At 72.3% G+C, this 20,287-nt stretch carries 20 protein-coding genes and 1 pseudogene; 10 read left to right on the top strand and 11 right to left on the bottom strand.

Features of this window, described 5'->3' with window-relative positions:
- Positions 1-389 precede the first annotated feature (389 nt).
- Entirely contained in the window at positions 390-3,671 is a 3,282-nt protein-coding gene (locus QRN89_RS21930) for a tetratricopeptide repeat protein (RefSeq protein WP_290351083.1), read from the top strand.
- Positions 3,672-4,208: 537 nt separating this feature from the next.
- On the opposite strand, the gene QRN89_RS21925 is transcribed toward QRN89_RS21930, so the two are convergent.
- On the bottom strand, positions 4,209-4,457 hold the full coding sequence (locus tag QRN89_RS21925) for a hypothetical protein (protein WP_290351082.1): 249 nt from the start codon (positions 4,455-4,457) through the stop codon (positions 4,209-4,211).
- A 110-nt stretch (positions 4,458-4,567) separates the two neighbouring features.
- Positions 4,568-5,449 (bottom strand): mycothiol conjugate amidase Mca, encoded by an 882-nt coding sequence (mca, locus tag QRN89_RS21920; RefSeq protein ID WP_290351081.1) that lies wholly within the window; start codon positions 5,447-5,449, stop codon positions 4,568-4,570.
- A 98-nt stretch (positions 5,450-5,547) separates the two neighbouring features.
- On the opposite strand from mca, the gene QRN89_RS21915 reads away from it, so the two are divergent.
- Both QRN89_RS21915 and greA read left to right on the top strand, forming a co-directional pair.
- Entirely contained in the window at positions 5,548-5,964 is a 417-nt protein-coding gene (locus QRN89_RS21915; RefSeq protein ID WP_290351080.1) for a DUF4307 domain-containing protein, read from the top strand.
- A 169-nt stretch (positions 5,965-6,133) separates the two neighbouring features.
- On the top strand, positions 6,134-6,631 hold the full coding sequence (gene greA, locus QRN89_RS21910; protein ID WP_290351079.1) for a transcription elongation factor GreA: 498 nt from the start codon (positions 6,134-6,136) through the stop codon (positions 6,629-6,631).
- Positions 6,632-6,736: 105 nt separating this feature from the next.
- Here the strand turns inward: greA and QRN89_RS21905 are convergent, their stop codons facing one another.
- The 3 genes from QRN89_RS21905 to ilvA all read right to left on the bottom strand — a co-directional run bounded on the left by QRN89_RS21905 (position 6,737) and on the right by ilvA (position 10,102).
- On the bottom strand, positions 6,737-7,594 hold the full coding sequence (locus tag QRN89_RS21905) for an ABC transporter permease (protein WP_290351078.1): 858 nt from the start codon (positions 7,592-7,594) through the stop codon (positions 6,737-6,739).
- On the bottom strand, positions 7,591-8,625 hold the full coding sequence (locus QRN89_RS21900; protein WP_290351077.1) for an ATP-binding cassette domain-containing protein: 1,035 nt from the start codon (positions 8,623-8,625) through the stop codon (positions 7,591-7,593). Before QRN89_RS21900 ends, QRN89_RS21905 begins: the two co-directional genes overlap by 4 nt.
- A gap of 247 nt (positions 8,626-8,872) precedes the next feature.
- Complete coding sequence (gene ilvA / locus QRN89_RS21895; protein ID WP_290351076.1) at positions 8,873-10,102, bottom strand: threonine ammonia-lyase; 1,230 nt, start codon at positions 10,100-10,102, stop codon at positions 8,873-8,875.
- A gap of 147 nt (positions 10,103-10,249) precedes the next feature.
- Here ilvA and QRN89_RS21890 point away from each other — a divergent pair, with 147 nt between their 5' ends.
- The 4 genes from QRN89_RS21890 (at position 10,250) to QRN89_RS21875 (ending at position 11,812) form a co-directional block, all read left to right on the top strand.
- On the top strand, positions 10,250-10,762 hold the full coding sequence (locus tag QRN89_RS21890) for a MarR family winged helix-turn-helix transcriptional regulator (protein ID WP_290351075.1): 513 nt from the start codon (positions 10,250-10,252) through the stop codon (positions 10,760-10,762).
- A gap of 31 nt (positions 10,763-10,793) precedes the next feature.
- The gene (locus QRN89_RS21885; RefSeq protein WP_290351074.1) at positions 10,794-11,309 is read left to right on the top strand and encodes a sigma factor-like helix-turn-helix DNA-binding protein; all 516 of its coding nucleotides are present in this window, start codon (positions 10,794-10,796) and stop codon (positions 11,307-11,309) included.
- Positions 11,306-11,557: a hypothetical protein gene (locus tag QRN89_RS21880; protein WP_290351073.1), complete on the top strand. Its 252-nt coding sequence runs from the start codon at positions 11,306-11,308 to the stop codon at positions 11,555-11,557. The genes QRN89_RS21885 and QRN89_RS21880 overlap by 4 nt, the downstream gene beginning before the upstream one ends.
- A 63-nt stretch (positions 11,558-11,620) precedes the next feature.
- The gene (locus QRN89_RS21875) at positions 11,621-11,812 is read left to right on the top strand and encodes a DUF1059 domain-containing protein (protein WP_290351072.1); all 192 of its coding nucleotides are present in this window, start codon (positions 11,621-11,623) and stop codon (positions 11,810-11,812) included.
- A 207-nt stretch (positions 11,813-12,019) separates the two neighbouring features.
- Here the strand turns inward: QRN89_RS21875 and QRN89_RS21870 are convergent, their stop codons facing one another.
- On the bottom strand, positions 12,020-13,168 hold the full coding sequence (locus tag QRN89_RS21870) for a cystathionine gamma-synthase (RefSeq protein ID WP_290351071.1): 1,149 nt from the start codon (positions 13,166-13,168) through the stop codon (positions 12,020-12,022).
- 83 nt (positions 13,169-13,251) lie between these two features.
- Between QRN89_RS21870 and QRN89_RS21865 the strand changes: the two genes are divergently transcribed.
- Positions 13,252-14,358: a hypothetical protein gene (locus QRN89_RS21865; RefSeq protein ID WP_290351070.1), complete on the top strand. Its 1,107-nt coding sequence runs from the start codon at positions 13,252-13,254 to the stop codon at positions 14,356-14,358.
- Between the two features lie 102 nt (positions 14,359-14,460).
- Positions 14,461-15,126, top strand: coding sequence for a peptide-methionine (S)-S-oxide reductase MsrA (msrA, locus tag QRN89_RS21860; RefSeq protein WP_290351069.1), 666 nt, complete (start codon positions 14,461-14,463; stop codon positions 15,124-15,126).
- Between the two features lie 98 nt (positions 15,127-15,224).
- On the opposite strand, the gene QRN89_RS21855 is transcribed toward msrA, so the two are convergent.
- The 4 genes and pseudogenes from QRN89_RS21855 to QRN89_RS21840 all read right to left on the bottom strand — a co-directional run.
- Positions 15,225-16,457, bottom strand: a complete 1,233-nt coding sequence (locus tag QRN89_RS21855; RefSeq protein ID WP_290351068.1) for a sensor histidine kinase — start codon at positions 16,455-16,457, stop codon at positions 15,225-15,227.
- Positions 16,454-17,119, bottom strand: a complete 666-nt coding sequence (locus QRN89_RS21850; protein ID WP_290351067.1) for a response regulator — start codon at positions 17,117-17,119, stop codon at positions 16,454-16,456. Before QRN89_RS21850 ends, QRN89_RS21855 begins: the two co-directional genes overlap by 4 nt.
- A 429-nt stretch (positions 17,120-17,548) precedes the next feature.
- Positions 17,549-17,920, bottom strand: coding sequence for a DUF1330 domain-containing protein (locus QRN89_RS21845; protein ID WP_290351066.1), 372 nt, complete (start codon positions 17,918-17,920; stop codon positions 17,549-17,551).
- 153 nt (positions 17,921-18,073) lie between these two features.
- Positions 18,074-18,448, bottom strand: a pseudogene (locus tag QRN89_RS21840) (zinc-binding dehydrogenase); the annotation flags it as partial.
- Positions 18,449-18,471: 23 nt separating this feature from the next.
- Between QRN89_RS21840 and QRN89_RS21835 the strand changes: the two are divergent.
- Positions 18,472-18,669 (top strand): MmyB family transcriptional regulator, encoded by a 198-nt coding sequence (locus QRN89_RS21835; RefSeq protein ID WP_390701412.1) that lies wholly within the window; start codon positions 18,472-18,474, stop codon positions 18,667-18,669.
- Between the two features lie 234 nt (positions 18,670-18,903).
- Here QRN89_RS21835 and QRN89_RS21830 read toward each other — a convergent pair whose 3' ends face one another.
- The gene (locus tag QRN89_RS21830; protein ID WP_290351065.1) at positions 18,904-20,160 is read right to left on the bottom strand and encodes a L,D-transpeptidase; all 1,257 of its coding nucleotides are present in this window, start codon (positions 20,158-20,160) and stop codon (positions 18,904-18,906) included.
- Between the last annotated feature and the right edge of the window lie 127 nt (positions 20,161-20,287).

The following is a 20,287-nucleotide window of genomic DNA, read 5'->3' as shown; positions in this document are numbered from 1 at the left end:
GCTGCCGTCCGGCGGCCGGCGGCGGCTCCCGGATGGCGGTCGGCAGGAAGCAGCGCAGCGAGACTTCGTGATGACCACCCGGGGCCGCCGCCCCTCATCTGACGGTCCTTCTCCTCGTGGTGTCCTCCTCCTCGCAGTCGGGACAGGGGACTTGGGTGTCTGCCAGGGGGCCTCCCTTCGTGGCCGCGGGATCCGTTGTCGTCCGGCTGCCCCTGACAATCAGGGACAAACGCCCTCCAATCGGGTGAAGCGTACGAAGCCGAGGGGGTGCGGGACGAATGACGGGCCCTGGGGAGAGTGCTTGATCGCGGGACTCCCTCGCGCCGACGCGCGTCTCGCAGGACACTTGGCACCGGAACGGAAGCGGAAGCTCTCGGAGGGGGATCCACATGCGGGACAGCCATCGGACGGAAGCCGAGCGGCTGTTGGTGCGGGCCGTCGAGGAGGAGGTGCGCCGCTCCGGCGGCAGAACGGACTCCGCGACGCTGCTCTCACGCGGTCGCGACGCACTGCAGACGATGGCGGCGAGCGCGGACGAGGAGTACGCGGCGTATCTCCGCGCGGTGGAGGAGGCGGAGGCCGGGCACTCGTCCCTGGCCGAGCGGTTCGGCCGGCAGGACATGTCGACGCCCGTGCTGGTCACCGCGGTTGCCGCGGCGGCCGCCGTCGGGGCGGACATGGCCCTGGGCACGGCGACGGGCACGGCGCTCGGCGCCGGGGCCGTCGTGGCGGTGGCCGGGGCGGCGGCGACCGTCGCCAAGGTCACCGCGTCCCACTGGCCGGCGGCGCACCGCAGGGCCGGTGCGCTCGGGCAGCCGGGCGGACCCGAGCAGTTGCGGCTGCAGTGGCTGACCGCGCTCGAGGTCCGGGGCATCCGCCCGTTCCTGGACCAGCAGCGGATGCTGACGGCGGCCACCGCCCGCCCGGTGAAGAAGACCGCGGCGGGCCCGCCGTTGCGCGGGGCGGACCGCAGCCAGGCGGCCCGCCGCCGCAATGTGCTGGAGCAGTCCTTCGCCCATCTCCCGGAGCCGGGAGGGCCGTTCGCCGGACGCCGGGAGGCGATGGCGCAGATCGCGCAGTGGGTCCACGCCGCGCGGGCGTCGACGGAGACGAAGCCCACGGTCGTCGTGCTGTACGGCGAACCCGGGTCGGGCCGCACCACGCTCGCGGTGCGGGCCGCCCGCGAGCTGAAGGACCAGTTCCGGGGCGCGTGCCTGGTGGATCTGCGCGGCGGGTCCACGGGCGAGCAGCCGCTGTCGACCCGGGACGCGCTGCTGCACCTGCTGAACCGGCTCGGAGCGCCGCGCGAGCAGTTGCTCTTCAGGGAACGGTCGTCCGCGGAGCAGCAGGTCCGGCGCCTCGGCGAGCTCTACCACCAGTACCTGACCGGGCTGCCCGTCACCGTCGTCCTGGACGACGCGAGCGATCCCGAGCAGGTGCGGATGCTCGTCCCGGAGCGCTCGGACAGTCTGGTGCTGGTGACCGCGCGGGAGCCGCTGGAGCTCCCCGAGGACCTCCCGGCGTGGGTGCACCGGCTGCCGGTGGAGGCCCTGGACGCGGCGGGCGCCGAGGAACTGCTCGCGGCGTCCGCCGGGGAGCCGCTGGATGGTCCGTACGACTCGCGCTCGATGGACACGATCCGGGACCTCTCCGGGGGGCTGCCGCTGGCGCTGCGGATCGCCGGCTCGTCCCTGGGCACCCGCACTCCGCACGCACTGGCCTCGGACCTCGGTGCCTACGGGCCGGTGGGAGCGGTGGAGCGGGCGCTGTGGCTGCGCTACACGGACCTCCCGGACGAGGGCCGCAGGCTGCTGCGCAGGCTCGCCCTCGCGGGCCGGGCGTCCCTGGGCGCGGCGGCGGCGTCGGCGCTGCTGGGCACGGACGAGGCCGAGGCGCAGCGGCTGCTGTCGGAGCTGGCGAGGGCGGGACTGCTGGACCATGTGCGCGGGGGTCCCTCCACGCCGCCGGGGATCCAGCAGCCCCGCCCGCAGGGCGTCGGGGGAGCGGGGGGAGAGCGCTACCGGCTGCACGACGCCGTACGGTCCTTCGCCCTGGCGCGGCTGCTGGACGAGGAGGAGCAGGCCGAACGCACGGCGGCGCAGGAGCGGTTGATCATCGGGTACGCGGAACTCGCCGACACGGTGATCCGGCTGGTCGACGGGAAGACCTCGACCCGTGCCGACATGTTCGCCCGGACCTCGGCCGGTCACGGCTTCACCTCGCTGGAGGCGGCGCTGCGCTGGCTGGACGACGAGTCGAGTTTCATCACGGCGGCGCTCCGGCACGCCGAGGGAGTGGACCAGCAGGCCGTGCTGAATCTCCTGGGCGCCCTCTGCGACTACTGCCTGCTGCGCGGCGACCTCTACCGGCTCGGGGAGATCAACGAGCTGACGCAGGCGGTCGACCAGGGCCTGCTGGTCCGCTCGGTGCAGTGGCGCACGGGTATCGCCGCCCGGCAGCTCGGCGAGCTGGACAAGGCGCGCACGACCCTGTCGTCGGTGGTGGACCTGTACCGCGAGGCGCAGCACGAGGCGGGTGCGGCCCGTGCCCTGTGCTCCCTCGGCATCACGCTGCACCACCAGGGCAATCTGACCGAGGCGTCGGCGAAGCTGCGCGAGGCGATGGAGCTGCAGTCCTCCGAGGAGCTGGCGGCCGACCGGGCGTGGACCCTGCACGCGCTGGCCGCGGTGGAGCGGGACCGGGCGAACCTCGCCGAGGCCCGGACGCTGCTGACGACCGCCGTTCAGCTGCACCGGGAGAGCGAGTCGCTGCACGGCGAGGCCTGGTCCCACTTCCAGTTCGGCCAGGTGCACCTGCGCATGGGGAGGGTGCCGGAGGCGGAGGCGTCCCTGCGGCTGGCGCTCGACCTGTACGGGCGGACCCAGGACGGGCGGGGCGAGGCGTGGGCGCTGACACAACTGGCCCGGGCCCGGCTGGTGGACGGCGATCCGTCCCCGGCGGTCGAGCAGCTGAACCAGGCTCTCGCCCGGCACCGCGAGAACGAGGACGCGCGCGGTGAGGCATGGACCCTGTACTACCTGGGCCAGGCGCTCGAGGAGCGGGGGGAACGCGACCAGGCCGTGCGGGAACTGGAGCGCGCCCGGACGATGTTCTCCCGGATGCGGGACGTGTACGGGCTGGCCTGCGCCCGCCACCACTCCGGCCGCGCCACCCGCGACCAGCGCGCGGCGCAGACCGGCAATCTGCGCAACTCCGGTTTCGCCCGCCAGCTCCTGGTCGACGCCCGGGCGGACTTCCAGCGCATCCGGGTCGCCCACGGGGAGGCCTGGACCTGCCTGGAGCTGGCGGTGATCGACGCGGGCAACAGCCGTCCCGCCCAGGCCCTGGCGCTCTGCGAGGAGGCGGCCGCGCTGTTCGCCTCGTACGGCGACCGCCGGGGCGCGGACTGGGCCGGCTTCCTGCGCTGCACGCTGCTGCCGTACGCCTCGGCGGGCGGGGTGGAGGTGGGCACGGTCGTCGCCCAGGAGGAACTGGCCACGCTGCGCGAGGGACCCCACCCGGCCCGCGACGGCCGGCTGGAGGACTGCATGGAGGCGTTCGCCCTGGTCCTGGAGCGCGGGGTGCGGCTGGAGGACGACTGGCAGGCGTGGCAGCTGGGCATGGTGCCCGGGCGGCACGCGCGGGAGGTGATGGGCGTACCGGTCGACTGAGCCGACGGCCACGGGCCGACCGGCGGGCACACGTCCCCCGGCACGACCGGACGGCGACGGGCGTCCCTTGACTGAGCCGACGGCCACGCGTCGGCCCGTCCGGCACGACAGGAACGCACCTGGCGGGACCCGGCACGATCGGAAGGCCACGGACACACCCCTGGACCGCACCGGCGGGCACACGTCGACCGCCCCGGGACGACCGGACGGCGACGGGCGTCCCTTGACTGAGCCGACGGCCACGCGTCGGCCCGTCCGGCACGACAGGAACGCACCTGGCGGGACCCGGCACGATCGGAAGGCCACGGACACACCCCTGGACCGCACCGGCGGGCACACGTCCCCCGGCACGACCGGACGGCGACGGGCGTCCCTTGACTGAGCCGAGGGGGCCAGGCCGACGGCCCGGCACGACCCGGCGCCAGGTCACGGGTGCCGGCGCGACCCGGGCGGCCGTGGGCGCGGCGCGGCCGGGCACGCGTACGCCCGGCCGATGCCCTCGGCCGGGCACGGGCGCGCCCGGCCGAGGGGGAGGTCCTACTCGCTCTTCGCGGTGTCGGCGCCGGCCCGGGACGCGGTGCCCGCCGTCGTGGCGGACGCGGTCGCCGGGGTCTCCTCGAAGTTCACCCGGTTCATATGGCGGTTCATCGACTTCATCAGCAGCCAGACACCGGCCGCCATCACCGCGAAGACGATGAACCCGAGGACGCCGGGCGTCACCTTGTTCTCGTCGAGCTCCTTGGCGAGGGGGACGAGGTGCGTCATCGCCAGGCCTGTGCTGCTCATCGGTCGCTCCTTGTGTGGATGTACCGACCATACCCGGGCGTCCGTGACGCCCTCCCCCGGCCCACCCCGGGCCGGGGGAAGGCGTGGTGGGGACCGGGAGGACGGCCGGGTCAGGCGTCCGCGCGAACCCCGGCGAACAGGTCGTCCTCGGGCAGGGAGGTGTCGACGAGGGACTTGGCGAGCTCGTACTCTTCGGTCGGCCACACCTCCTGCTGGATCTGCATCGGTACGCGGAACCAGCCGCCGTCCGGGTCGATCTGGGTGGCGTGGGCGATCAGCGCCCGGTCGCGGGTCTCGAAGAAGTCGGCGCACGGCACGAACGTCGTGAGGGTCCGCTCCGCGCGCTGGAACTCCTTCCAGCGCTCCAGCCACTCGCCGTACGGGGAGTCCAGGCCGCGCGCGAGCAGGGCCTCGTGGAGGGCGACCGTGCGCGGGCGGTTGAAGCCCTGGTTGTAGTAGAGCTTCAGCGCCTGCCAGGCCGGGCCGTACTCGGACTCCGGGTACTTCTCGACGTCGGCCGCGCCCTCGAAGGCCACCATCGTGATCTTGTGGGTCATGATGTGGTCCGGGTGCGGGTAACCGCCGTTCTCGTCGTACGTGGTGATGACCTGCGGGCGGAAGGAGCGGATCTTCCGCACCAGCTCGCCGGCCGCCTTGTCGACGTCCTCCAGCGCGAAGCAGCCCTCGGGCAGCGGGGGCAGCGGGTCACCCTCCGGCAGGCCGGAGTCGACGAAGCCGAGCCACTCCTGCTTCACGCCCAGGATCTCGCGGGCTTCGTCCATCTCCTTGCGGCGCACCTCGTGGATGTTCTCCTCGATGTACCGGTCGCCCTGGAGCTTGGGGTTGAGGATGGAGCCGCGCTCGCCTCCCGTGCAGGTCACGACCAGCACGTCCACCCCCTCGGACACGTACTTGGCCATCGTGGCCGCGCCCTTGCTCGACTCGTCGTCGGGGTGGGCGTGGACGGCCATCAGTCGCAGCTGCTCAGTCAAGACTCGATCCTCGGTGATGTGTCGCATCGGACGGCTTCTATAGTGACGGAAACCGGGGGACGAAAATTCCGGCGTCTTTCGGGAATGAGAGGACGATCATGGGCGCGGTGCGCGAGGGGCTTACCGAGGGCCGTTACGGGCGCTCGGCGGACGAGCGCGCCGACCGCAGGCTCAGGATCATCGGCGCGGTGCTCGGCGCCGGTTTCGTCGCCATGATCGCCTGGTTCGGCTACGACTACGTGAGCGGCCAGCGGATCAGCGCCGAGGTGATCAAGTTCGACGTCACGGCGGAGGACCGGGTCCAGGTGCATCTGGAGGTCCGCAAGGACGGCGGCGCGCAGGGCTACTGCACCCTCCGCTCGCGCGCCGAGGACGGCTCCGAGGTCGGCCGGCGGGACGTCCGCTTCGACACGCGCGAGACGCGGGTGGACCAGGTCGTCACCGTGCGTACGACGGCGAAGGCGACGAGTGCCGAGCTTGCCGGCTGCACCGCGGACGACGGGCCGAAGGGCTGACGTTTTTCCGGACGGGTCGGCGCTGACCTGCGGCGACGCAATTTTGAGGGCTTTCGGTCCTCCCCCTTTCCGTCGCCAATTGTTAGGCTCGTGGTTTCGCCCACTCGTGGAGGAACATCCTTCTGGGTAGGGCGATGCTTTGTATCCCCAGTACCTACGAGGAGCACCTGTGACCCAGACCAGCGAGAACGTCACCTGGCTCACCCAGGAGGCGTACAACCAGCTCAAGGCCGAGCTGGAGTACCTGTCTGGTCCCGCGCGCGTCGAGATCGCGAAGAAGATCGAGGCGGCCCGTGAGGAGGGCGACCTGCGGGAGAACGGCGGGTACCACGCGGCCAAGGAGGAGCAGGGCAAGCAGGAGCTCCGTGTGCGCCAGCTGACCCAGCTCCTGGAGAAGGCGAAGGTCGGCGAGGCCCCGGCGGACAACGGCACGGTGGCCCCCGGCATGGTCGTCACGGTCGCCTTCGACGGCGACGAGAGTGACACCGAGACCTTCCTGCTCGCTTCCCGCGAGTACGCGTCGGGCGACATCTCGACGTACTCGCCGCAGTCCCCGCTCGGCTCGGGCGTGAACGGCAAGAAGGTCGGCCAGGACGCGGAGTACGAGCTTCCCAACGGCAGGACGGCCATGGTGAAGATCCTCGAGGCCAAGCCGTACCAGGGCTGAGCCACCCCGTCCGCGGTCCTCGCGCGCGAGAAGGCCCCGGCAGCGATCCGACGCTGCCGGGGCCTTCCGCCGTCCGCGGGGACGGTACGGCGCGGGGTCGTGGGCTCAGACCGCCGAGCGGTACTTGCGCACCGCGAGGGTGCGGAAGACCACCAGGATCAGGACCGACCAGATCACCGAGGCCAGCACCGGGTGCTGCATCGGCCAGGCGTCGGGCGCCTCGAAGCCGGGCGGCAGATTGCCGAACAGCTCGCGGCACGCCTGGACGGTCGCGCTGAACGGGTTCCACTCCGCGATCGTCTGCAGGAAGCCCGGCATGTTGTTGGCGTCGACGAAGGCGTTCGAGATGAACGTCAGCGGGAACAGCCAGATCAGTCCGCCGGAGGTGGCGGCCTCGGGCGTGCGGACCGAGAGGCCGATCAGTGCGCCGATCCAGGAGAACGCGTAGCCGAGCAGGAGCAGCAGCAGGAAGCCGAGCAGCACCTTGCCGAGGTTCTCGTGGGTCCGCCAGCCGACGAGCAGCGCCACGACGGCGAGGACGACGAGCGTCAGTGCCGTCTGCACGAGGTCGGCGAGGGTGCGGCCGGTGAGGACCGCGCCCCGGGCCATCGGCAGCGACCGGAAGCGGTCGATGAGGCCCTTGTGCATGTCGTCGGCGATGCCCGCACCGGCGCCCGCGGTCGCGAACGTGACGGTCTGGGCGAAGATGCCCGCCATCAGGAACTCGCGGTAGGCCTGGGTCGAGGTGGAGGCGCCGACCTGGATGGAACCGCCGAACACGTACGTGAACAGCACCACGAACATGATCGGCTGGATCATCCCGAAGATGATCATCTCCGGGATCCGGGTCATACGGATCAGATTGCGCTTGGCGACGACGAGCGAGTCGCTCACCGACTGCGCGATGCCGCCGCGCGGGCGGGGCGCGGCGGCGCGGTCCGCCGCTTCCTGGACGGTGGTCACTTCACGGCCTCCTTCCCGGCCTTGCGGTCCGTGCCCTGGCGGGCGGCCGGCACCTCGCCGCCGTCCTCGGCGCCCTCCTCGGCATGGCGGCCGGTCAGGGAGATGAAGACGTCGTCGAGGGTGGGGCGGCGCAGCCCGATGTCGTCGATCTCGACGCCGGCGGCGTCCAGCTCGCGGATGACCTCGGCGAGCAGCTTGGCCCCGCCGGTCACCGGAACCGTGAGCCTCCGGGTGTGCTCCTCGACCGCGATGTCGCCGGCGGCCGCTCCTTCGGCGCCGAAGCGCCGGAGGATGTCGCGGGCGGGGGCGATCTCGTCGGGCCGGTGGACGACGACCTCGACCCGCTCCCCTCCGGTGCGCGCCTTGAGCTGGTCCGCTGTACCCCGGGCGATGACCTTGCCGTGGTCGACGACGCAGATGTCGTCGGCCAGGTGGTCGGCCTCCTCCAGGTACTGCGTGGTCAGCAGCAGCGTCGTACCGCCGCCGACGAGCTCCTTGATGACTTCCCACAGCGCCTGGCGGTTGCGCGGGTCGAGACCGGTGGTGGGCTCGTCCATGAACATCACGGGCGGGGAGACGACGAGCGCCGCGGCGAGGTCGAGACGCCGGCGCATACCGCCGGAGTAGGTCTTCGCCGGGCGGTCGGCCGCGTCGGCGAGGTTGAAGCGCTCCAGCAGCTCGCTGGCCCTGGCCTTCGCGGCCCTGGCGTTCATCTGGTAGAGCCGGCCGACCATCTGCAGGTTCTCGCGGCCGGTCAGGTATTCGTCGACCGCGGCGAACTGGCCGGAGAGCCCGATCGACCGCCGGACTTCGTTGGGGTTCTGGAGGACGTCGATGCCCGCCACGACGGCCCTGCCGCTGTCGGGGCGGAGCAGGGTCGTCAGGACGCGCACGGCGGTGGTCTTGCCCGCGCCGTTCGGGCCGAGGAGCCCGAGGACGGTGCCCTCGGGAACGTCGAGATCAACTCCGTCCAGAGCCCTTACCTCGCCGAAGGTCTTCACCAGACCTTCGGCGTAAATGGCGCCTGGCATGTGGGTACTCCCAGTCAGGTGGTGGCAGTTGCGTTTATCGTTTGCTTACTTCAGGCGATTGCTGCGCAAGCTTAGATTTCACCAACCGCCGGCGCAGGCGAATTTACGGCCCGGGCCGGTACCGTAACGCGATACATCGCGATACACAACCCCCCGGAAACCCCTGCGAGGGCCCTGGATCCGGCGACTCCGCCGGTGCCGCTCGGCGCCGCCCGTGCCCGGCTCAGCCGGTCAGCCCGACAGCCCGTCAGCCGGTCACCTGATAACCGGCTTCCCGAAGCGCCGCCCCGACCTCCGCGCAGTGCTCCGGCCCCTTCGTCTCCAGATGGAGCTCCACCTCGACCTCCGTCAGACCCAGCCGGGGGTCGGTCCGCACGTGCCCCACGTCCAGAACGTTCGCATCCGCCACTGACAACACCCCCAGCAGCGTCGCCAGCGCCCCGGGCCGGTCCGGGAGACGCAGCCGCAGCGACAGATAGCGGCCCGCGGCGGCCATGCCGTGCCGCAGGATGCGCTGCATCAGCAGCGGGTCCACGTTGCCGCCCGACAACACCGCCACGACCGGCCCGTCGTACGCCCCCGGGTCGCTCAGCAGCGCCGCGACGGGACTCGCGCCCGCCGGTTCGACCACCAGCTTCGCCCGCTCCAGACACAGCAGCAGCGCCGAGGAGAGCGCGTCCTCGGAGACCGTGCGCACATCGTCGACCAGCTCCTCGACGAGCGCGTACGGAACGTCCCCGGGGCGCCCCACCTTGATGCCGTCCGCCATCGTCGCCGGGGACTCGATCGACACCGGCCGTCCCGCCGCGAGGGACGGCGGGTACGCCGCCGAGCCCTCCGCCTGGACCCCGATCAGCCTCACATCGGGCCGCAGCGCCTTCACCGCTACCGCGATGCCCGCGACGAGACCGCCGCCGCCCACCCCGACGACGATCGTCCGCACCTCCGGGCACTGCTCGAGGATCTCCAGGCCCACCGTGCCCTGCCCGGCGATGATGTCCGGGTGGTCGAAGGGGTGGATGAACACGGCACCCGTCTCGTGCGCGTACTCCTGCGCCGCGGCCAGGGTCTCGTCGACGACATGACCATGGAGCCTCACATCGGCGCCGTAGTCCCGGGTCGCGGCGACCTTCGGCAGCGGAGCCCCCTTCGGCATGAAGACCGTGGAGTGCACGCCCAGCAGGGAGGACGCGAGCGCGACGCCCTGCGCGTGGTTGCCCGCCGACGCGGCGACGACGCCCGCGGCCCGCTCCTCGGGCCGCAGCCCGGAGATCCGCACATAGGCGCCGCGCAGCTTGAACGAACCCGTCCGCTGGAGGTTCTCGCACTTCAGGTGCACCGGGGACCCCACCAGGCCCGACAGGTGGCGGCTGCCTTCCATCGGCGTGAGCCGCGCGACCCCGGAGAGCATCTTCTGGGCGCCTCGCACGTCGTCGAGGATGACCGGGTGAAAGGGGCCAGTGGTACGGAAGCTCATGACAGCAAGTCTCGCAGCTCAGCGGCCTGACGGCGGTCCCGGGATGCCGGTCGTCCACAGTTTCCCCAGGGCCGGTACGCACCCGCCCGCCTCCGCGTACTCTGTCCCCCACCAACCGACCACCGCACGAGAGAGCCCCCCGCAGCCATGCCCACATCTCAGGACATGACGACTGATCTTGACGCCGGTCTCCTCGATGCCCTCCAGCACCAGGTGGCCGTCTTCGCCCGCAGAGCCGAGCAGACGCGGCTGGGCGGCGTCGGCCAGGTGCGCAACTCGATGGACCGCGCCGCCTATCTGCTGCTCAACCGGCTCGACCAGGAAGGCCCGATGGGAGTCAAGGCCCTCGCGGCAGGCATGGGCATCGACTCCTCGACCGTCACCCGCCAGGTCGCGCCGCTCGTCGACACGGGCCTGGTGAAGCGCACCTCCCACCCGGAGGACGGCCGTGCCGTCGTGCTGCAACTGTCGCCGCGCGGCCAGGCCCGCCTGGAGGAGGTCCGCTCCTCGCGGCGGGAACTGATGGCCCAGGTGACCGACGGCTGGACCCCGGAGGAGCGGGAGTCGTTCTGCACGCTGCTCACGCGATTCAACTCGGCGCTCTCCGCCCGGCAGGCCGGACTGCCCGCGGAGGCGACGGAGCCGTCCCCGACCTCTTGACCGGGGCCGCCGGCTGCCTTGATATGAGGACGTGCGCGAGAGCCGGGAGTCCACCCTCGCCGGTCGCCGCACCCGCGAGTTCGAGGCCTTCGTCGCGGGCGCAGGCGGCCGGCTGCTGCACGTCGCCACCCTGCTGACCGCCGAGCCCTCCGACCGCTGCCCCCGGGCACAGCGGCTGCTGGTCGGCGCGCTGGCCCATGTGTACGCGGAATGGGACCGGCTGCGGGGCGAGGACCCGTACGACCGCACCCGCCAGGAGCTCGTCACCCGCTTCGCACGCAGCGCCTGGCGACTGCACCGCCGCTCCCGCACCTGGGACACCGGCGCGGAGCGCGGGGTACTGGCCCGGCTCGGTCCGCAGGAGCGGCTCGTCGTGGTCCTGCGGCTGTACGAGGGCGTACCGGAGGAGCAGACGGCCGCGCTGCTCGGGCTGCCGGTGGAGCGGGTGCGTACGCTCGGCACCCGCGCGGTCTCCCTGCTGCGCAGCACCCGGCCGCCGCGGCTGCGCGCACCGAGCTGGACGGGCCACCGGGCGGACACTCCATGAGCCGCCCGGGACGCAAGGAGGAGGAGGTCCGGCGGATGCTGGACGTCCCGCACCCGCTCGTGCCGGCCGATCTGCACGTCCGGGCCGCACGCCGCGGCGTCCGGCTGCGCCGCCGACGCCGCACGCTCCACCACGTGGGGTGGGTGCTGCTGGCGGTGGCCGCGATCGCCTTCGCGATGTGGGCGGTCGCCGTCGAGCCGTGGGTCGTACCGCCCTCGGCGACGACCCCGGAGATCGACGGCTGGTGAGGCCGGGACCGTCCGGACCTATCCTGGAATCAGCGGCGCAACACTCAGCACCAGGAGGTCGCCATGACCAGAAAAGTTGCCGACTGCCGCAAGTTCCCGAGTGAGACGGGCTGCACGCTCACCATCTCGGGCGAGGAGGACGAAGTCCTGCGGGCCGCCACCGACCACGCCGTCTCCGTCCACGGCCACGCCGAGTCGCCCGAACTCCGCGAGCAGATCCGCGGAATGCTCGAGGACGAGAAGGTCAGCGCCTGACGCACCGTCACATCGCCTGCCCCGCACGCCCACTCGCGCACGCGGCCGCGTACGGGGCCACCTGAGCCCGGGCACGACGGGCCGTTCAGCGGGGCGCGGGCCGTACAACGAGCCGTTCGACGGCTCCGCACGAACGGGCCGCGTGCCCGGGAGCGCACGGGGAGCGGAAGCCCCCGGACGCGCCGCCCCGACACGCGGCCCCGCCGCTCACCCGCCCAGCGCCTGCTGAAGATCGGCCAGCAGATCGTCCGCCGACTCGATGCCCACCGAAAGCCGCACCAGGTCGGCCGGGACCTCCAGCGCGGAACCGGCGACGCTGGCGTGCGTCATCCTGCCCGGGTGCTCGATCAGGGACTCGACACCGCCCAGGGACTCACCGAGGGTGAACAGCTCGGCGCGGTTGCAGACCTCCACGGCCGCCTCCTCGCCGCCCCGGACCTGGAACGACACCATCCCGCCGAAGTTCCTCATCTGCTTCGCCGCGATCTCGTGCCCCGGGTGGTCCTCCAGCCCCGGGTACAGCACCCGCGTCACCTTCGGGTGGCCGCTCAGCATCTCCGCGACCCGTGCCGCGTTCTCGCTGTGGCGGTCCATCCGCACGGCGAGGGTCTTGATGCCCCGCAGCACGATCCACGAGTCGAACGGCCCGGCCACCGCACCCATCGCGTTCTGGTGGTACGCCAGCTCCTCACCGAGGCCGGCGTCGGCCGTGACCAGCGCCCCGCCCACGACGTCCGAGTGGCCGCCCATGTACTTGGTGAGCGAGTGCACCACCACGTCCGCACCCAGCGCCAGGGGCTGCTGCAGGTACGGGCTGGCGAAGGTGTTGTCCACGACGAGCCTCGCCCCGGCCGTACGGGCGATGTCCGCCACGGCCGCGACGTCGGTGATGCCGAGCAGCGGGTTGGACGGCGTCTCGACCCAGATCACCTTCGTACGGTCGGTGAGGGCCGCACGCACGGAGGCGGGGTCGGAGGTGTCCGCCACCGAGTACTCCACGCCCCAGCGCTGCACCACCTTGGCGAACAGCCGGAACGTGCCGCCGTAGGCGTCGTTCGGGATCACGACGTGGTCGCCCGGCACCAGAAGCGCGCGCAGCAGGCAGTCCTCGGCGGCGAGCCCGGAGGCGAAGGCGAGGCCGCGGCGGCCGCCCTCCAGCGCCGCCAGGTTCTCCTCCAGCGCCGTGCGGGTCGGGTTGGCGCTGCGGCTGTACTCGTAACCGCCGCGCAGACCGCCCACACCGTCCTGCTTGTAGGTGGACACCTGGTAGATCGGCGGGACGACAGCGCCGGTCAGCGGGTCGGCGGTGTTGCCCGCGTGGATGGCGAGGGTCTCGAAACTGTGCTGGTCGCTCATGCGACCCGAGCGTAGTCCCCCGCCGGGCCGCGGGGCGCTCCCCGGCCGGTTCCCACCGCATCACTGTCCGGGACAATGGCCTCATGGAGATTCTCTGGTTCCTGATCGCGCTGGGCCTGCTGGCCGCGGCGATCGGCCCGTTCGTGATGCGCCGCCGCCACGCCGTACGACAGGTCGCGCCCGGTTCACCGGACGCCGCCGACCCCGCCGCCTACGGATTCGTACGCCAGGAGGAGCTCGACCTGCGGCTGCCCGGGCCCGACCAGGACCTCCTCGACGTACTCGACCTGGTGCAGCGCACCCAGGACTGGCGGGCGGCGTCGCAGCTGCTCGCCGGCACGGAGAAGGAGGGCGAGCGCCGCTGGCAGCGCGTGCAGGCGTTCGCGGGCGCCGCGTCGCTGGAGCTCCAGCACCAGCCCGGGACCGGCGGATCGTGGCTGCGCGCCTGGCGGTCCGAGTCGCCCAAGGACGCGGGCGGCGCCGCCGTCCACGCGGAGTTCCTGGTGCAGCAGGCCTGGCGGTCCTCCGGCGGCGTCGGCAGCGACGACTTCCGGATCATCCTGGAGGAGGCCCGCACGGTCTGCGGGGAGGCCGCCCTGCTGGCACCGGGCGACCCCGTCCCGTACATCGTGGAACTGGCCGTGGCCCGCGGGCTCGGCTACTCCCACGAGCAGTTCGACCAGCTGTGGGCCAAGGTGATCGACCGCGCCCCCGCGCACATGGGCGCCCACCTCGCGGCCCTGCACTACTGGTGCGAGAAGTGGCACGGCTCGCGGGAGGAGGCCGACCACTTCGCGACCACCTCGGCGGCCCGCGCGCCCCAGGGCTCGCTGCTGTCCGCACTGCCGCTGTTCGCCGTGTTCGAGCACCTGCCCGAGGTCAACCTGGTCTCCGGCTTCTACCAGAGCGCGGTCGTCACCAAGGCCGTGGAGGGCGCGCTGCACGCGGCGCACCACGCGTCCGCGAACGACCCGGTCCTCCCCCATGTGCGCCATCTGCTGATCTTCTTCCTGGTCCGGTCCGAGCGCTGGGCCGAAGCCATGCACCAGCTGGTCCACGTCGACGGCCACGTCGGGGCCCTGCCCTGGACCCACGGCAGCGACCCGGCCGGCGAGTACACGGTCTACCGGGCGCTCGCGGTCGCGGGCTACGAGGCGAACGGCGGCAGCCCGGCGACGCTGCCGCACTGACGAAACGGACGGCCCGACGGCCGCCCGCACAGGGCCCGCGGGGGAATCCCGCGGGCCCTGAGTGCGTTCTGACCAGTGCAACCACTCCCGGAGGAGATTCGCATGTTCCTGAACCGCCGCGTCCCTGAGCTGCCCACCCCCGCCCAGGCCCTGCGCGGTCGCGAAACCCCCGAGTTCGAGGTCCCCGCCCGGCACACCGTCCTCGGCAACCCGCTCCTCGGTCCCTACCCCGAGGGCCTGGCGGTCGCCGACTTCGGACTGGGCTGTTTCTGGGGCGCCGAGCGCGTCTTCTGGCGGACCGAGGGCGTGTGGACCACGCTCGTCGGCTACCAGGGCGGCTACACACCGAACCCGACGTACGAAGAGGTCTGCTCCGGCCTGACCGGGCACACGGAGGCCGTGCGCGTCGTGTACGACCCGTCGGTCGTCACCTACGAACAGCTGCTGAAGGTCTTCTGGGAGGCCCACGACCCGACCCAGGGCTTCCGCCAGGGCAACGACGTGGGCACCCAGTACCGCTCGGCGATCCACACCCACACACCGGCCCAGGCCGAGGCCGCGGAGGCCTCCCGCGCCGCGTACCAGAAGGTGCTGACGGGCGCGGGCCACGGCACGATCACGACGGAGATCCTGCCCGCCGAGGGCCGGACCTTCTACCCGGCGGAGGACTACCACCAGCAGTACCTCGACAAGAACCCGGCGGGCTACTGCGGCATCGGCGGGACGGGGGTCTCCTGCCCGGTGGGTGTGGCCCGGGCCGAGGGGTGAACGCCCAGCTCGACCCCTCGCTGCTCGCAGCGCTCTGGCGGGCCCGGCGACCGTCGGGCCCGCCCCTCGCGCACACGTTCCGCAGGACATCACGGACTTCAGGCGTTGCCCTGCACCGGGAGCTCCAGTCGTAGTTCGTAGCCGCCGTCCGCCGTCGGGCCCGAGTCGACCGTGCCGCCCAGGAGCTCGGCGCGCTGGCGCAGGCTCACGAGGCCGTAGTGGGCGCTGGGGAGGGGCAGGGCGGGCCGGGTCGGGGCCGTGTTGGTGACCGTGACGCGGACCGCGCCGCCGTCGCGCCCCACCCGGACCAGCGCGGTGGCACCCGGCGCGTGCTTGCGGACGTTGGTGAGTGCCTCCTGGACGGTGCGGTAGATGGCGCGCTGGACGGTCGGCGGAAGCCCGTCGGTGACGTGCGTCCCGGCGGGGCGGGGGGCGCCGGCGTCCTGGCCGGACGCGGGCCCGGGGGGTTCGGGTGCCGGCCCGGTGGGCGGTCCGGATGCGGGTCCGCCGGCCGGTCCGGGAGGTGCGGGCTGCGGCAGCTCCGTGTGCAGCTCGGCCTGGATGCCACTGCCGTCGACGAGTCGCTGGAGGTCCGCGAGGGACGGCTGGGGGGTGAGTTCGGCGGGCCGCCCGCCGGACGCGCGCAGGACGCTGACCATGTGGCGCAGCTCGTCCAGGGTCTGCACGCTCAGTTTCCGGATCGTGCTCGCGGCCTCCCTCACCTCGGGGTCGCGGGTGCCGACCTGGAGCGCGCCGGCCCGTACGGCGATCAGGCTGACCTGGTGGGAGACCACGTCGTGCATCTCGCGGGCGAGCTGGGCGCGTTCCTTGGCCAGGACGGTCTGGGTGGTCAGCAGCCGTTCGTGGTCCCGGGCCTCGGAGATCTCCGTCAGCCGCAGCGAGAGGTCGCGCCGGGTCTGGACGAGCTGGCCGAGGAAGACGGGGGCGACCGCAGTGGCGGCGGTGTAGCCGAGGGTGATGAAGGTGGCCGTCTTCGTCAGGTCGAGGTCCGGGGACGGCAACGAGGTCATGTCGCAGACCGTGAAGGCCAGGGCACAGGCCGCGAGCAGGATTCGCCGTCGGGAGAGCGAGGAGAGGGTGTAGAGCGCGGCCAGCCCGGCGAAGATCGCGTCGTTCAGGGCGACGGCGGGCAGGGCGATCAGGAAGACGAGCAGCGGCACCCGGCGGCGCAGCGCCAGGGCCAACGCGGCGGCCAGGGCGAAGCCGAGGCGCAGCGGCTCGGCGGCGGTGACGTTGACCCAGACGTCGAGCAGGGCGACCACGACCAGCGCGGCGTCCATCACGGGCGCGGGTACGCGGCGGGAGGTCATGGTGCCTCCTGGTCCCGGGGCGGCCTGAGCAGGCCCGCCCGCTCGGCGAACAGGGCTGCCTGGACGCGGCCGGCCACTTCGAGCTTGGTGAGGATGGCGCTGACGTGGTCCTTCACCGTGCCGGTGCCGAGGTGCATCCGGGCGGCGATGTCGGCGTTGGACAGCCCCTGGGCGATCAGTACGAGTACGGCGCGCTCCCGCTCGGTCAGCCGGGCGACGCCGCGCACGGCGGTCTGCTCGGGGCCCGCGTCGAGGTAGCCGTCCACGACGGTCCTGGTGACCTTGGACGACAGGACGGTTCCGCCGTCGGCGAGGGTCCGCACCAGGAACGGCAGTCCCTCGGGGTCGGTGTCCTTGAGGAGGAAGCCGGCGGCGCCCGCGCGCAGCGCCGTCGCCACGTACTCGTCCATGTCGAACGTCGTGAGCATGGCGACGACCGGAGGGTGCGGCAGGCGGCGGAGGCCGGCGAGGACCGTCAGTCCGTCGACGTCCGGCATCCGGATGTCGAGCAGCACGACGTCGGGGCGGGCCTCCTCGGCGGTCCTGACCGCGTCGGCGCCGAGGACCGCGGCCACGACCTCGATGTCGTCGGCCGCGTCGAGGATGTGCTGGAAGCCCGTGCGGATCAGGGCCTCGTCGTCGACCACCATTACCCGGATCACGCGTGCTCCGCTCGCCGTGCCCGTGGGACCACTGTCCGATTCGTACCATGCCGGGCGGTGCGCCGCGCGGGTGAGCGGAGTGGAACGGCCGTGCGGGCCGCGATGGCGGCGGCACCGGCCTTGCTCACCCAGGTCCTCGACCTCGAACCGGCGGCATCGTCCGGGGCGCCGCCGGCGCCTCCCTCGCGGAGCTGCGCCAACTCCAGCGGCGCATCCGGGCGGCGGAGGCGCGGCTCACCACGGCCTCGGAGGCGGAACTCGTCGCGTACGGCGAGCTGTTGGACACCTACGAGGAGCGCGGCGGATACGAGGCGGGCGTCCGCGTGGACGCCGCGATGCACGGGCCCGGTCTCGCTGGCGTCGCCCGGGACCGGCGGATCGGCTCGGGGTCGGGCCGCCCCCTGCCGACGCCCGGCCGAACGGGTCACCTCACACCGGGTGGCGCCGTCCCGCCGCCGCCTGCGCCTCGCGCAGCCTCGCCGCCGTGGCCGCCGCGTCGTACCCCTCCGGTACGCCGTCGACGAGGAGGACGTCCCCAGGGATGTGGCGGGTGCGCAGCGGGAGCAGGGCCTGGTAGTCCGGGGAGGCGTACCAGTCGCGGGCGGCCTGCATCGAGGGGAAGGCGATGACGACGAGCGCGCCGGGCCACTGGCCTTCGAGGACGGCGCGTTCGGGGGCGCCGTGCACGAGGAAGCGGCCGTCGAAGGGGTCGAGGGTGGACTGGACGCGCTCCATGTAGGTCAGGACCTCGTCGTCGAGGCGGGCCGGGGGGAAGAGGTTGCCGATCGCGTATGCGCTCATGCCCCGATCGTGCCCCGGTCCGGCGGCCAGGTCGATTACCTCCGGGGTCAGACCGCGGCATCCGGTGCCGCTCGGCCCTCGGATGCCGCACGGCAGGGCTCGGGGCCGTGCCGCCCGGACGGTTTCCGGGCGGCACGGCCTCGGGTGGTCGCCTCAGATCGTGGCCGTGTCGATCACGAACCGGTAGCGCACATCGCTGCGCAGCACCCGCTCGTACGCCTCGTTGATCTGGTCCGCGCGGATCAGTTCGATCTCGGCGCCCAGGCCGTGCTCGGCGCAGAAGTCGAGCATCTCCTGGGTCTCCGGGATGCCGCCGATCGCGGAGCCGGCCAGGGTCCTGCGGCCTCCGATCAGGGAGAACAGGTTCAGGGACACGGGCTCCTCGGGAGCGCCGACGTTCACCATGGCGCCGTCCGTCTTCAGCAGGCCCAGGTACCTGTCCAGGGGCAGCGGCGCGGAGACGGTGCTGACGATCAGGTCGAAGGTGCCGCCGAGGGCCTCGAACGTGGCGTCGTCGCCGGTGGCGTAAGAAGGGGCACGGCACGAAGCGGCTGCACCACCGGCTGGTGGGCGGGATGACGCTGTCCTACGAGACGTTGCGGGTGCCCGACGACCACGACGTGTCCCTCGTGACGTTTCACGCGGAGCCCGGCTCGGCCTCCGAGGAGTCGCTGGGGCTGCTGGCGAAGTGGGGCGTCGACGAGCAGACGCCGACGGCCGCCGAACGCGGGACGTACGGCAGCCGCTGAGCGGTCCGGTGACGGCGCCGGTAGGAACCGTACGGGCCCCGGACCCGTCGCGTACGGCCCCTGACCCGGCCGGTACGGCACGAATTTGCCCGGACCGGCCCGGACCCGGCCGTCGTCGGCGGCGTGGCCCGGCGCTCGCCGCCGACGACGAGGGCGGTGGCCCCCGGGAGTTCCGGGGGCCACCGCCCTCGTGCGACGCAGCTGCGGGGTCGGGCCCCGAAGGGCCCGGCGGGATCAGACCGCGGAGCCGGCCTTCCAGTCCGCCCAGCTCATGTTCCAGCCGTTGAGGCCGTTGTCGGGCTGGATCGTCTTGTCCTTGGAGTTCTTGACGACGACGACGTCACCGATGATCGAGTTGTCGTAGAACCACGCCGCGGGCTGCTTCGGGTCGCCGGCGCCCTTGACGTCGTTCAGGCCCACGCAGCCGTGGCTGGTGTTGGCGCTGCCGAAGACCGAGTCGGGACCCCAGTAGTTGCCGTGGATGAACGTGCCCGAGGTGGACAGCCGCATGGCATGCGGGACGTCCTTGATGTCGTACTCGCCCTTGCCGTCGTCGTCCGTGAAGCCGACGGTGGCCCCGTTCATCCGGGTCTCCTTGAACTTCTCCGAGATGACCATCCGGCCGTTGTAGGTCGGGTTCTCGGGCGAGCCGGCGGAGATCGGGATGGTCTTGATCGTCTTGCCGTCCTGGGTGACCGTCATGGTCTTGGCGGAGGCGTCGACGGTGGAGACCTGGTTGCGGCCGATGGTGAAGGTCACCGTCTTCTGCTGGACGCCGAAGACGCCGTCGGCGCCCTCCACCCCGTCCAGGTTCAGCTTCAGCGTGACGGTGGAGCCCTCCTGCCAGTAGTCGTCCGGGCGGAAGTCCAGCCGCTGGGAGTTGAACCAGTGGCCGACGACCTCCTGGCCGCTGCTGGAGGAGACGGTGATGCCGGACTGCACGGCCTTGCGGTCCGTGATCGCCTTGTTGAAGTTGATCGAGACCGGCATGCCGACGCCGACGGTGGAGCCGTCCTCGGGCGTGAAGTTGCCGATGAAGCTGTTGTCGGGCGACACCGTGGTGAACGAGGAGTTCTCGTGCGCCTCTCGGCCCTTCTCGTCCTTGGCGGAGGCCGAGATCTTGTAGACCGTCGCGCGCTCCAGCTGCCCGTTCGGCTTCCAGCTCTTGCCGTCGCCGGCGAGGGTGCCCTCGACGGCCTTGCCGTCGCCGGTGGTCATGGTGACCTCGGTGAGCGTGCCCTTGCTGACGGTGACCTCGGCGTCGTTGATGCTCGCGTTGGTCGCGCCGTTCTTGGGGGAGATGACTATTCGGGCGTCCGAGGCGTCCTTGGCGGCCGCCTCGTCCACCTGCTCCTGCGACTTCTTGGAACCATCGGCGGGGCCTTCCGCATCGGCGCTGCTGCAGCCCGTGAGTACCAGTACGCCGCCGAGCAGGGCGGACACGGCCAGACGTCCGCGCCGCTTGCTGTCCGTCATCACACGCTTCTCCATCGTCACCGATTTACCTGCGATCTCTATCAAGAAGACCCAAACCGCCCCGCCCGGTTCCAGTCCTGGCGGATTTTGTGGGCAACACCACTCATCGACGCACCCGGGGGCGCCCCGGTTGCGCTTGTGC

Origin of the sequence: Streptomyces sp. HUAS CB01 (assembly GCF_030406905.1) — a bacterium.
Lineage (GTDB): Bacteria > Actinomycetota > Actinomycetes > Streptomycetales > Streptomycetaceae > Streptomyces > Streptomyces chengbuensis.
Note: the sequence above shows the minus strand (reverse complement) of the source record. Positions and strands in the feature narration are given on the sequence as shown.